The 14,188-nt window shown below is 35.2% G+C and carries 7 protein-coding genes; 6 read left to right on the top strand and 1 reads right to left on the bottom strand.

Annotation, left to right across the window (positions count from 1 at the left end; genetic code table 11):
- The first annotated feature begins 127 nt into the window (after nt 1-127).
- The 5 genes from AC51AA_RS11275 to AC51AA_RS11255 all read left to right on the top strand — a co-directional run bounded on the left by AC51AA_RS11275 (nt 128) and on the right by AC51AA_RS11255 (nt 6,179).
- The gene (locus tag AC51AA_RS11275; protein WP_500702340.1) at nt 128-658 is read left to right on the top strand and encodes a phosphoribosyltransferase; all 531 of its coding nucleotides are present in this window, start codon (nt 128-130) and stop codon (nt 656-658) included.
- A 75-nt stretch (nt 659-733) separates the two neighbouring features.
- Nucleotides 734-1,306, top strand: a complete 573-nt coding sequence (locus AC51AA_RS11270; protein ID WP_500702339.1) for an adenylate kinase — start codon at nt 734-736, stop codon at nt 1,304-1,306.
- Nucleotides 1,307-1,504: 198 nt separating this feature from the next.
- On the top strand, nt 1,505-2,779 hold the full coding sequence (locus tag AC51AA_RS11265) for a hemolysin family protein (protein WP_500702338.1): 1,275 nt from the start codon (nt 1,505-1,507) through the stop codon (nt 2,777-2,779).
- Between the two features lie 80 nt (nt 2,780-2,859).
- Nucleotides 2,860-3,861, top strand: a complete 1,002-nt coding sequence (obgE, locus tag AC51AA_RS11260; protein ID WP_500702337.1) for a GTPase ObgE — start codon at nt 2,860-2,862, stop codon at nt 3,859-3,861.
- A 173-nt stretch (nt 3,862-4,034) separates the two neighbouring features.
- Nucleotides 4,035-6,179, top strand: coding sequence for a S46 family peptidase (locus AC51AA_RS11255; protein WP_500702336.1), 2,145 nt, complete (start codon nt 4,035-4,037; stop codon nt 6,177-6,179).
- Between the two features lie 123 nt (nt 6,180-6,302).
- On the opposite strand, the gene AC51AA_RS11250 is transcribed toward AC51AA_RS11255, so the two are convergent.
- Entirely contained in the window at nt 6,303-12,530 is a 6,228-nt protein-coding gene (locus AC51AA_RS11250; RefSeq protein ID WP_500702335.1) for an alpha-2-macroglobulin family protein, read from the bottom strand.
- Between the two features lie 203 nt (nt 12,531-12,733).
- On the opposite strand from AC51AA_RS11250, the gene AC51AA_RS11245 reads away from it, so the two are divergent.
- Nucleotides 12,734-14,089 carry a UDP-N-acetylmuramate--L-alanine ligase gene (locus AC51AA_RS11245; RefSeq protein WP_500702334.1) on the top strand — a complete coding sequence of 452 codons (1,356 nt, stop codon included), beginning with the start codon at nt 12,734-12,736 and terminating at the stop codon, nt 14,087-14,089.
- Nucleotides 14,090-14,188: the final 99 nt, after the last annotated feature.

Raw genomic sequence — 14,188 nt, 5'->3', positions numbered from 1 at the left:
TAGAAAACTTTTATAAAAGGGGGCTGATATTTTAGATTCGCAAAAAAATGTAGAGACAGTCTGTTTTTGATACTGACAATTTGGTTGTAATTCTGTATCTTTGCGCATTATTTTAAACATAAAAATAATGATACAACTTCACGATAAACAATTTGTTCCGTTTATTTCAGCTAAAGAAATTGATTTTGCTTTAACCAAAATAGTGCAACAAGTGGAAGATGATTTTGGTGATGAAATACCAATTTTTATTGGAGTTTTAAATGGTGCTTTCATGGTGGTTGCTGATTTCTTGAAAAAGTATAAAAAGCATTGTGAAGTTTCTTTTATCAAGATGGCCTCTTACGAAGGAATGGAAAGTAGCAATTCAGTAAAAGAATTAATTGGGATCAATCAGGATCTAACCGGTAGATCCGTAATTCTTATTGAAGACATTATTGATACGGGAAATACTATCGAGGAATTGAAGCGTATGTTTAAAGAACAAAATGTAAAACATTTTAAAATAGCGACGCTGTTTTTTAAACCTGATACGTATAAAAAAGATATTAAAATAGATTATATCGGTATTCGAATTCCGAACAAATTCATTGTAGGCTACGGTTTGGACTATGATGGTTTAGGAAGAAATTTAGCCGAAGTATATAAGTTAGCAGAGTAAATTTACACAACACAAGAATAATATTCATTTAAACTTCTTATGTGAAATTAAGAAGTAACAACACTCACTCATATTATGATTAACATTGTTTTATTTGGAAAGCCAGGGGCAGGAAAAGGAACTCAGGCGGAATTTTTAAAAGAGAAATACAAATTAACACATCTTTCAACAGGAGATATTTTTCGTTTTAATTTAAAAAATGATACTGATTTAGGGAAAAAAGCAAGAACATACATGGACAATGGAGAATTAGTTCCTTGTGAGCTTACCACTGCAATGTTAATAGATGAGGTTAACAAACATCCAGATACTGAAGGGTTTTTATTTGATGGTTATCCAAGAACGATCAATCAAGCAGAAGCTTTAGATCAATTCTTGCCAACTATTGGATCAAGTGTTACTGCAACGATCGCATTAGAAGCTGACGATGAAATTCTAGTAGCGCGTTTGTTAGAAAGAGGAAAAACAAGTGGAAGAGTGGATGATCAAGATGAAGAGAAAATTCGTGTGAGATACCAAGAGTACAACGAAAAAACAGCTCCACTAATCGGATATTATAAAGCACAAAATAAATTTCATGCCGTGAATGGTATTGGAAACATTGAAGAAATTACAGAGCGTTTAACGTCAGTAATTGATAATTTGTAATAATAAAGCCGTCAGAGGGCTGAGATCTTAATGCAAAAAACTATTTTTCTATATCTTAAAAAACGCTTTTAATAGGGCGGTTTTCTAGGATGAAAAATTGGTTTTTTGCTTTGATTTTTACACGGAATAGAAGTTCATAATACGATTAAAGTACCCTACTTACTTAGGAAACAAAAAAAATAACGAATCACTTAAAAATTGGAAATACTAATCATATTTTTTCTAATACTATTAAATGGAGTTTTCTCTATGTCAGAGATTGCCCTGATATCGGCCAGAAAAAATAGACTAGAAACTGCAGCGAAAAAAGGAAATAAGAGTGCTAAAATTGCGCTTGATTTATCCAATTCTCCGAACAAGTTTTTATCAACCGTACAGATCGGAATCACGTTAATCGGAATTTTGACTGGTATTTATAGTGGGGATAAAATCACCATGGATGTGGAGGCTTTTGTCAACAGTTTTGAGGCTCTGAAACCATATGGTCATTCTTTGGCCGTGGGTATAGTAGTGGTGGTGTTGACTTTTTTCTCTTTGGTTTTAGGAGAATTATTACCCAAACGAATTGGACTAAATTACCCTGAGGCGATAGCCAAAATGGTAGCGCTACCGATGAAAATTGTTTCCATAGTGACAGCGCCCTTTATTTGGTTGTTGACCACTTCAACTGATTTTTTATTGAATGTGTTACAGATCAAACCATCTGCTGATGGTAAAGTAACTGAGGAAGAAATCAAAGCCATCATCAAAGAAGGTACTGAGGGTGGTGAAGTACAAGAAATTGAACAAGATATCGTGGAACGTGTGTTTCATATTGGGGACAGAAAGGTAAACTCTTTAATGACCCACCGTAAATCGGTTGATATGTTACCGCTTACTGCCGATAAAGATAAGATTAAAGAGTTGGTTTTACAGGACCTACACACCGTTTATCCCGTATTTAGTGATAATTATGATGATATAGTGGGAATTGTAACCCTTAAAAATATATTTGCCAATATTGAAAAAGATCATTTTGATTTGGCATCGATCATGATAGAAGCTCCCTATCTAATGGAGCAAACAACAGCCTATAAAGCCTTAGAGAATTTTAAGAAAACAGGAATACATTATGCACTAGTTTCAGATGAGTATGGCGTTTTTCAAGGTATTATTACCTTAAATGATATACTAGAAGCTTTAGTAGGTGATGCCTCTGATTTTTATAAGGATGAATTCAAATTAGTAGAAAGAGAAGATGGTTCTTGGTTAGTGGATGGACACTACTCGCTACATGACTTTTTGACCTATTTTGAATTAGATGAGTTAACAAACGATTACGAGGTCAATACCGTAAGCGGAATGATTATGACCGAGCTTTCTCATATTCCGAAAGAAGGGGAGAAATTGATCTGGCAGAAATTTGTATTAGAAGTCATCGACATGGATGGCGTAAAGATTGATAAGGTGTTAGTAAAAGCACTCAAAGAATAGAAAATTGGTTTAAAGCTTAGGATAGGTTGAGGTTTAATCAACAGTAAACACTAAGCAGATACTATTATAAACAAGCAAAAATGACAGAAGGAAATTTTGTAGATTATGTTAAGATATATGTTTCTTCCGGAAAGGGAGGAAAAGGATCTACGCATTTACATAGAGAGAAATTTATTGAAAAAGGTGGCCCAGATGGTGGTGATGGTGGTCGTGGTGGACACGTATACTTAGTTGGGAATAAAGGACTGTGGACATTGTTTCATTTAAAGTTCGCTCGTCATATTAAAGCAGGTCACGGTGGTGATGGTGGAGGAGATCGTAGTACAGGTGCTGATGGAGATGATAAATTTATCGAAGTGCCATTAGGTACGGTGGTAAAAGACAAAGAGACAGGAGAAACTTTATTCGAGATCACCGAAGATGGTGAAAAAAGAATTCTTTCAAAAGGAGGAAAAGGTGGTTTAGGAAACTGGCACTTTAGAAGTTCAACCAATCAAACACCCCGCTATGCACAACCTGGTTTACCAGGAGTAGAAATGGATGTGATTTTGGAGCTTAAAGTTTTAGCAGATGTTGGTTTAGTAGGTTTTCCAAATGCTGGAAAATCAACTTTATTATCGGTGTTGACTTCGGCAAAACCAAAAATTGCAGATTACCCTTTTACAACCTTAAAGCCAAACTTAGGAATTGTAGCCTATAGAGATTTTCAATCTTTTGTAATTGCAGATATTCCAGGTATTATTGAAGGTGCTGCTGAAGGAAAAGGTTTAGGACATTATTTCTTGCGTCATATTGAGCGTAACTCTACTTTGCTATTTTTAGTACCAGTAGATACGCCAGATATTAAAGCAGAATACGATATTTTGGTAAATGAATTGACCAAATACAATCCTGAGATGTTAGACAAAGAACGTCTTTTAGTGATCTCAAAATGCGATATGCTAGATGACGAACTAAAAGCGGAATTGAAAGTAGAATTAGATGTTGCTTTTAAAGATATTCCTTATATGTTTATTTCATCTGTAGCCCAACAAGGACTTACAGAGTTAAAAGATAAACTTTGGAAAATGCTTAACGACTAATCAAAGTAATAAGTGGTTAAAAAGGTGTTCTAGAAATAGGACACCTTTTTGCTTTATAGCTGTTAAATTCGTAATATAAAGCTAAAAATACAGGACGATATGTAATTTGCAGGACTAAGAGTCTTATAGAATTGCGAAAATGAGTTATATTCGCAGAACTTAAACAAATTAACATGAAAAAAATAGTTTTATTCTTAACCATGTGTCTGATGGCTTTTCCGGTAAGAGCTGACGAAGGAATGTGGTTTTTGATGTTTATCGAAAGATTGAACCATAGAGATATGGAAAAAATGGGCTTGCAATTGACAGCCGAAGAAATTTACAGTATCAATCATCATAGTTTGAAAGATGCTGTTGTTCAATTCAACGGAGGTTGTACTGCTGAAATTGTATCTAAAGAAGGATTAGTTTTAACCAATCACCACTGTGGATATGATGCCATTGCTGAACTTTCTTCAGCAGAACAAAATTATTTGAAAGATGGTTTTTGGGCAAAAGAAAGAACGGCTGAGATGAAACCAAAATCATTATACGTTCGTTTCTTTGTTCGTATGGATGATGTGTCAAAGCGAATTTTATCTAAAGTAAATGATAAAATGACCGAGACAGAAAGAAACAAAGTGATTCAACAAGAAATCAATTTGATCGAAAAAGAGAATAACGAAGGTGGAAAATATACGGTTTCAGTTCGTCCTTTCTTTCAAGGAAATGAATACTACTATTTCGTTTACCAAGATTATACCGATGTTCGTTTAGTAGGTACGCCTCCTGAGAGTGTAGGTAAATTTGGTGGAGATACGGATAACTGGGAATGGCCACGTCAAACAGGAGATTTCTCTATGTTCAGAGTGTATGCAGATAAAGACGGAAATCCTGCCACTTACTCTACTGAGAATGTGCCTTTGAAACCGAAACATTACCTACCAATAAGTATTAAAGGAGTAAAAGAGAATGATTTCGCTATGATTTTAGGATATCCAGGTAGAACAAACCGTTGGATGCCAGCTGGTGGAATTGAGCAAAACGTGAAGTTTGCTTATCCTGCTTGGGTTGAAGGTGCTAAAACTGGAATGGACCAGATGAAAAAGTATATGGATAAAGATGCAACAGTTCGATTGCAATATGCCTCTAAATATGCTTCAACAGCCAATTACTGGAAAAACCGTCAAGGGATGATCGATGCTTTGACAAAAGCGGGAACTGCAAAAACAAAAGCAGGACAAGAAGCTAAATTCAATGCTTGGGCTAATAAAGCAGAAAACAAAGCCAAATACGGAAACGTAATTTCGACGATTAACGAGTATTATGCACAAACGAATTTAAAATCGAGTCATGATAATTACTTGACGCAATTATTGCGTACAGCAAGTTACGGTACAGCGCCAGCGAATATCGGAAATGGATTAATGGCTTACGCCAATGCCAATGCAGCTAAGAGAGCAGAGATCCTTCCTAAACTTACCGCTGTAATTGATAATACATACGAAGAGTTTTATGCTCCAGCTGAAAAAGATATTTTTACAGCTCAATTGAATTTGTATGCAGCAAAAGGTACCGCTTATGGATTAGCTCCTGAAGTAGCTAAGATGAAAGCGGCTAATAACGGTGATTTTACAAATGATGTAAACAATGCCGTAGCGAAGAGTATTTTTACCAATAAAGAAGCTGTAATGGCCTTTATTAAGGATCCAAAAGCAGAAACAGTAGCAGCAGATCCTTTGTATGTGATCTCAAGTGATTTGATGACTAAAATTAGAGCTAAATCAGAAGAGCAATTAAAATTAGATGATAGTTTTGCTGTTGCTTTCCGTGAATTAGTGGAAGGTTTGAGAGAGTCTAAATTAAACGCGATAAAATACCCTGATGCTAACTCTACTTTGAGATTGAGTTACGGAAAAGTTCGTGCTTTGCCAGCTGACAAGCGCAACGATGCGAAAGTAAACAATTATACCACTATGGAGAGCATGGTGAAAAAGTATAAAGCAGGAGATCAAGAATTTGATTTACCAGCTCGTTTGTTGGAATTAAACAAAGCAAAAGATTATGGGCAGTATGCTGATAAAGCAGGATATATGCCAGTAAACTTCTTAACGGATAATGATATTACAGGAGGAAACTCTGGTTCACCAGTATTAAACGGTAAAGGAGAATTAATCGGTATTGCATTTGATGGTAACATCGAAGCTATGGCGGGAGATGTTATTTTTGATCCTAAATTACAAAGAACCATTAACGTAGATATTCGTTATGTACTTTGGATTATTGACAAATACGCAGGAGCTAAAAATATTATTGATGAAATGACGATTATCAAATAATCTGATTTTTATGGCTAAAGCAGACCTAACGGGTGTTAAACCTGTTAGGTCTTTTTTATGTAAAATGATTTCATCGATGTAAAGAATATACCCGGCAACTAAAAAGTTGTCGGGTTTGTTGTTTTAAGACTTCACTTTTACTCGGATTCCTTTGGTGTGACTTGCGAACTCTGGGGCATACATGCTTTGAATTGTTGTAATTCCATTAGAGAATTCGCCGCTATTGTTTACTCGAACATCATATTCGATGATATAAGTGCCCTTATTGATTTGATCAAAAAACAAATGTGTTGCAGCATCTTTGCTGCTCATATAATAACCCAATCCATCTTTATATTGATATTGGGAAAGAACGTTTACAGGTTCAAAACAAGAAGCTCTCATATCTTTGAGGTGGACGAACTCCATGTCTTCTTTGGACTTTATAATTAATCGTACTGTAACTAAGTCTCCTGTTTTTAAAGGATTCTTAGAGGTGATGCGCTCTAATTGATCTCCTTTAAGTGAATTTTTCTTCAGATATAATTCTTTGGAAACCGATAAAACGGCTCCAGAGTTCGTTTTAATTTTATCCAGATCTTCAAAATATTGCCAGTACACGCCACCAAATCCAGGAACTTTGGATTTGTTCTGGATGCTGATCACAGCCATGTCTTTTGTAACTTCCTCTTCATTCCAGTTGAGTTTGATATATCCTGTTTCGGCTTCTTTTTTGCTTTGGGATAATTTTTTGGTCAGGATTTTTTCATTTCCAATTTTGATAATCGTATTGTCTTTGACAGATAACCAATCATTTCCTTGCATCAGTAATGCATAAATGGCTTCGGTTGTGGCTTTTGTTGTGGGCCAGTTTTTGGTTTGTTTGTTCTTTAACAACCAAACTTTCATGGCATCTACAGATTTCGTATCGTGATTCACTTCGGCAAAAGCCTCAATTAATAAAGCTTGAGTTTCAATAGGCGCCTGATACCAGTACCAACCTGCTTTGTTGGCAATCCAGTACATACCCCAATCTTCGTTGTTTGATGACGTTTCTTTAAGGCTTTCCAATATTTTCTGTGCAGCAGCACTTTCCCCAAAGCGATGTAAAGTCAAAGCAGCTAAACCTTTTTCGTAAAGGGAATACGAAAGCCAATCTTTTTTGGTGGTATCGAGATATAATTTAGTGGCTTTTTTTAAGCTAGCCGATAGCGGATATTGATCTAAATAAAAACTTCTAGTATAGAGATAGTGTAATTCAGAATAAGGATTATGCCAAATAAGTTTCTCTGTTGGTTTTAAGTTTTGGGTGCTGTTTTTATAATTTTCTAAAAATTTGCCATCTAAGAAAGGTATTCCCGTTTTGCTGATTTCTTCAATTTTGGCTTCAATGTCTTGAGTTTCGTTTAACTTGGATAAGTGTCCTAAACCTGCCAAAATATGTCTGGTTATATATTCATTTTCACCGCTTCCGTCAAACCAGGAGAAGGCACCTGAAGGGTTTTGCTTTTGTTTTAATTTTTCAAAAGTAACCCCTTGCGAAGTTTTCATTTTCTCCAAATCGAATAAAAGGGCCAGATTCTTTTTCTTTTCATCTTCCGTTTGTGCATCCTTTAGCCAAGGTGTTTCTGCTAGGATAATTGATTTTAATTCTTCATTTTCTTCTAACTTAGAAGTTAACTTCCCACTGTTTCTCCAGGTTTCAAATACAGTGGCAATTTTTGGATTACTTGAAATGATTTTGGAGGCCAAAGCGTTGGCATAAAAACGCGCAAAAGTCTGTTCGGCGCATTCGTGCTCATATTCCATTAAATAAGGTAGAGATTGAATGGCGATCCATGAAGGATTGGAGGTGTATTCTAAAGTAAGCTGATGATTTTTTAAAGTCGAAGAAGCATTCTTTTTTAAATTCTCAAGCGTATAGTCTTTCGTTGAATTCTCACGAACCCAAATCGGGATGCTTTCTGTAACAAACATATTGTTAGTCAGTACCGGAAGAATGTTTTCTTCTCCATCAGAGAAATTGCCTGATTTTGCTAGGATTTTATATTGGACACCTTGCAATCCTTCTGGAATTGAAACAGTCCAACTTGCCGTTGTATTGCCCAATGCTCCTACAGTAAAGTTTCTTGTGTTTTTTACATTGCCCATTTTGGCATCTATGGGTTGCATAGTTATAGCATCAAAGAATTGTAGAATAGCTATTCCTGTTTTGGCTTTATCAGTAATATTCGAAATTTTAGCGCTGATCACGATGGTGTCTTTTTCTCTCAAGAAACGTGGGAAATTTGGCAAAACCATTAACTCTTTTTGAGTGATAACGGTTTTTTCTAAATAACCAGAAATGGCATCCTTATTATGTGCCAATAATCTAAGTTTCCATGCTGTTAAAGCTTCCGGTGAAGTAAAGTTGAAACTTACATTTCCTTTTGAATCCGTTCTTAAATTGGGTAAAAAGAAAGCGGTTTCAGATAGATTTTTTCTCGCTTTTACTTGGGTTAGGGCTTCTAGGGCTCTTTTGGTGGTGATGATTAAAACGCCATTTTTTCCTTTACTTCCATAAAGAGCAGTGGCTTTCTCATTTTTTAACACTTCCACTGAAAGTAGGTCAGCTGGATTAATGTTTTTGATGTCGGAGACTATTTCTCCATCGACAATATACAATGGATTTTCTCCATTGAGATTTGCTATTCCTTTTATCTGAATTCCTGGAGCCCTCATTTGCACTGCTCCTGCGGTACTGTAAACATTGTTGTCTGCGTAAGTTACTACAGATTCGCTAAGTGTTTGAACGGCATCGGGATCTCCTTTAATGGTTTCATAGCCCACCTTTTTGTCTTTTAGATATGTAATTTTGGGTTGTTGAGCATCACCGTAATTACTACCGCTAAAATCAAATCCAAACCATTTTAATTTTGTTTCCTCATTGCGAAAAAAAATGGGTGTTAGCTCTTTATTTAGATGGGCTAAAGAAGAATAGGTTTCTTCAAAACCAAGTCGAGATCTAAAGTTGGCTGTATTATAAGTATATTGATTAAAATGGAGAGCGTCCCAGTCATTTTTAGCGAATTGGTCTAGTGAACTATCGTACATAGAAGCTAATACTTCTGCTTCGTTTTTAGCATTAGATGCTTTTAATTTAAAAGACCACTTTTCAGTAGATCCGGGCTCAATTTTACTTCTGAAACTAGTAACCGTCCAATCTAATTGTACAGCTTCAGCTTTTAGGATAACAACGATGTCTTGAGTAAAAGTCGCATTTTCAAAAATACTTTCAAAAGCGATACGCACTGATTTTTCGAACTCCTTTTTTAATGGAAATTTTACTATTAGTTCATTGTTTTGCAAATGATCTGTATTTTCAAAAAACTTTTGATTTTCGTAGTTTCCACTTGATGTAATATATAATTCGGGAATTACGGACGTTATTTTAATTTCCACAAAACCATCTTTTTTAGGGTCAATGTTAAGTTGCTGTGCGGTAAATAACTCACTAGGATTGAATTTGTCCTTGCTTTGTTTGATTTCAAAGTTTGAAACAGCTTCTATTGGATTGTTAAAAGTGTCTTTGGCTGAAAAAACAATCTTGTACTTTCCAGATGTATAGTTTGAAATAAAATCAAGTGCTATTTCTTTGTCCTTTTGTGTATCTATTTTTTTAGTGAATACAAGAGTTTCATTGGATTTGTCCTTTGTTTGAATAGCCCGAATCTCGTAAGGGAATAATCTTTCAAAATCTTCAACCGTTATGGTCTCAATTTCTGGTTTAGACCAAAGGGAAGCTTTGAATTTGGTTGAAAATGGGCTTACAAAATAGATTTTGATTTCGCCTTTGGTGGCAAGAAATTCTCCATTTAAATTGGTGCTTGTAAGCGTGATTTTATTGTTGTCTTTGGTTTCAATGTGGTGTGGGATAGAGGCGTTGATGATTAAATCGTGGTAGCCTACTTTTACGATCGTTTCAGAGCTGTGTGTTTCACCATTACTATCGGTGACTGTAGCATTTATTCGATAGTTAAAAACAGGTAATTGTTCTTTAACTGCATTTTTAGAAGGCAAAGCAATAAAGTCAACTACAAATTTTCCAGAGGCATCCGTTTTAGTTTCGCCCGTGGCTATAATTTCAGTTTGCTCCTGTCCATAATAATTCCTAAAATAACTGGTAAATCTAGTTACGGTATAACTCACTGTTGCATCTGAAATACTGCTTCCAGCAAATGCTTTGGCAACTGCGTTTACTTTAATGGACTGATTGATTTGAAAGCTTTCTTTTTTTGGTTCGAAGCGTATTTCAAATTTGGGACGTTTGTATTCTTCTACTCTAAAGGTAGTCTCGGATTGTTCAAATTTGACATTTTTCCAAAATGCCGTATTTGGTATGTTTTTGCTATTAACATCATCTTTGGTAGTGTCTTGAGGTTGAATAGAACTAATTTTGAATGCGCCTGTTAGACCAGTGGTGGGTAAAGCAAATTCACCAGAAAAAGAGCCAAATTCATTCGAGGTGACTTCAAATTCTTTGAAAATTTGATAATTGGCGTTTCTAATGGTGATTTTGAATGTAGTATGGGCAACAATACTTGTTTGGCTGTTTTGTTTTTGAATGGCAATTCCTTTATAATAAACAGTTTGACCTGGACGATAAATAGCTCTGTCTAAGTAGAATTCCACTTTTGCATTCAAGTCGTTATTTTTATTAACGTATTCCTGATTTGGACGAATGAAGTTTTGATTGATTAAAATGGTATCGTTGGCTAGTGAAAATTCAATGGGGTTATTATAACGATTGTTTTTTTCTCCATTGTAAATAGCTGTGCCGTTTGAATTTGTTTTGAGGCTAAAATTAGTAGACTTGATGTTTACATTTTCTAAGGGTTTGCCTGTTTTTCGATCCAGAACCTGGAAGGTTTGTTTTTTGTTTTGTTGAGAAGCTAAAACACTGATGTTGGATACTGTGATCGTTTCAAAAGTATAAGCTTTTTTATCTGCTGCGTCTGAATCACTTTCGAAATAAACCAAATAGCTTCCTGTTGTTAATTGAGGTAATAGCACTTCTGTAGTGTACGCAAAATAATCTTTTTTATTTTGAAGTGGATATTCTTTGGTGGCAATGTTAGTTTGGTTTTTAATAATGCTTTGGGCTATACTATCTCTTTTATTGTCCGATTTTATAAAAGTCGATAGCTGCTTTTGATTCATTTTAAAGAAAGAAATCCTTACACGGTCTACATTCTTGTACGAAAGGAAAGCCCTGGTGTTCTCATTGTTATAAATGTATTTTTGAAGCTGAACCGTCAATGATTTCGAGCTTAACTGATACTTTTTAGCTATAGCTGTTTTACCGGCGTTGGATTGATCGTCCGCTTTTATAATACTGTCTAGTATTTTTAGTGCTTCAATATTATAATCAGGATGTGTTTCTTTTGAAGCCTGCTGAATCAGTAGGTCTGCTTTTTCTAATTGAATTTTTTGAGTAAGCAGGATGTCCTTAGAGCCTTGTTGAAGTCTATTTAAAGATTTTGTCCATAGGTCATCAGCATTGATCATGAAAGGACGGCAGTATTGAATGCGATCAAATTGGTTTTCTAACGAAGGATAATCTAACTCTTGTTTTTGATAGAGCGAAAGTACTTTTCTTAATTTTTCTTCTTTGATAACATCCAAATCCAGTTTCAAAAAAGCTTCGGAATGGCCTAAAAGCTCGTTTTTATAAAGTGTGTTTTCACTGTTTTGAACTTCCCATCGTTGCACTTTTTGACTGAAAAATGCAATATTTTCTTTAAGTAGGTATTGGTATACGTTTTGGGTTTGTAGCTTTTCTAGAGTCAAAAAATCAAAGATTGCCTTGTAATTAGACAAAGGAGTGGCTTTTAAAATGGCTTCATTTTCTAAGGTTTTTTCATAAGTAGCTAATAATTCTGTCTCCGTGGTGAAATCAGTACTTGCCTCATTAGAGGGAATAGCGATGCTGTCAACTTCTACTGTGTCTATAGTCGCGGCGGCTACATCTATTAAAGTGGTTGCATATTCGTAAGGGGTCACCTGACTCAAACATTTTGCGTAAACCAAATTTAAAAGTGCTTTTGAGGGTATAGAAACACGAGTAATTTCTGTCTTAAGATTTTTTAGGATTTTAGTTTTTGCATTTTCATCAACCACTTGTAAATATTTAGATTGATAAAAGAAGCATTTTATCATTTGGGCTTCCTCTTTATTTGCGGAGGCTTTTTTGTAGATTTTAGTAACAAGTTCATTGGCTGATTTTACTTTGCCTTCGTTTTCATAGGCGAGAACTTTGTTCCATCTTTTGTCTGTTTGTTGTGCAAATAACACCGTTGAAATCAATAAGAAAACAAATAAGATATTTTTCATAAGGCAGTTTTAGTGTGCAGAGCGTATTTTAGAATAAAGATCGATCTATTAATAAAATAAATTTCGTACAAATTACTAATTTATTACCAAAAGCAAATGATACATTTTATAATTCCTTATTTTTGAAAAATAATTAGCAGGTTTTATTAGTTATTTGCGACTTCGATTAACCGATTAAACAGTTTAACGATTAAACATTTTAAATGAGAACACATTTCATCGCCATAGGCGGAAGTGCTATGCATAACTTAGCATTGGCATTACATAATAAAGGATATCAGGTAAGTGGTAGTGATGACGCTATTTTCGAGCCATCAAAATCTAGATTGGAGAAAAAAGGAATTTTGCCAGTTGAACTGGGTTGGTTTCCTGAGAAGATTACTGCTGATGTTGATGCCATTATTTTAGGAATGCATGCCAAAGCGGATAATCCAGAATTGTTAAAAGCGCAAGAATTAGGCTTAAAAATTTATTCCTATCCAGAATTTTTATACGAACAATCTAAAAATAAAACACGCGTAGTTATTGGAGGTTCTCATGGGAAAACCACCATCACTTCGATGATTTTGCATGTGATGCATTATCACAATATCGAAGTGGATTATATGGTAGGTGCCCAATTGGAAGGTTTTGATACCATGGTACATTTGACTGAGGAAAATGATTTTATGGTGTTGGAAGGCGATGAGTATTTATCTTCTCCAATTGATAGAAGACCAAAGTTTCATTTGTATCAACCCAATATTGCTTTGATTTCAGGTATTGCTTGGGATCATATTAATGTGTTTCCAACCTACGAAAACTATGTAGAGCAATTTGAGATTTTTATTAAAAAAATCACCAATGGTGGTATTTTGGTATACAATGAAGATGACGCTGAAGTAAAACGTGTTGCTGAAGCGGCTACGAATCCAATTCGTAAATTAGCCTATAATACGCCAGCTTATACCGTAAGTGATGGAGTAACCTTGTTAGAAACTCCAGAAGGGGCTATGCCAATTGAAGTTTTTGGAGCGCACAATTTAAACAACCTAGCCGGAGCCAAATGGATCTGTCAAAACATGGGGGTTGATGAGGCTGATTTTTATCAGGCGATTGCCAGTTTTAAAGGGGCATCAAAACGATTAGAAAAAATAGCAGAAGGAAAAGGGAAAGTAGCTTATAAAGATTTTGCTCATTCACCAAGTAAGGTGGCGGCGACAACCAAAGCCGTGAAAGAGCAATATCCAAACAGAACCCTAGTGGCTTGTTTAGAATTGCATACCTATAGTAGCTTGAATGCTGAATTCCTAAAGGAATACGAAGGAGCACTTGAATATGCTGATGTAGCGGTGGTGTTCTATTCGCCAGATGCTGTAAAAATCAAACAATTAGAAGAGGTAACTTACGAGCAGATTGCCACTGCATTCAATAGAAAGGATTTAATTATTTATACCAATCCAACAGAATTCAAAGAGTATTTGTTTCATCTGAATTTAGATAATTCTGCGTTATTACTGATGAGTTCTGGAAACTACGGTGGATTGAACTTTGATGATGTTAAAGGATTGATCGAGTAAGGAGTTCAGATTTTATAGTAAATGTGCCCATTGCAAATTTTGTGATGGGCATTTTTTATACTGTAAAGGTTTTGTTTTTGAGTGCAATGGGGGAGTGAA

Source organism: Flavobacterium sp. OHVDL-2026-0007, from assembly GCF_059882335.1.
The sequence above is the reverse complement of the archived record's forward strand: the minus strand, read 5'-3'. Positions and strand labels throughout refer to the sequence as shown.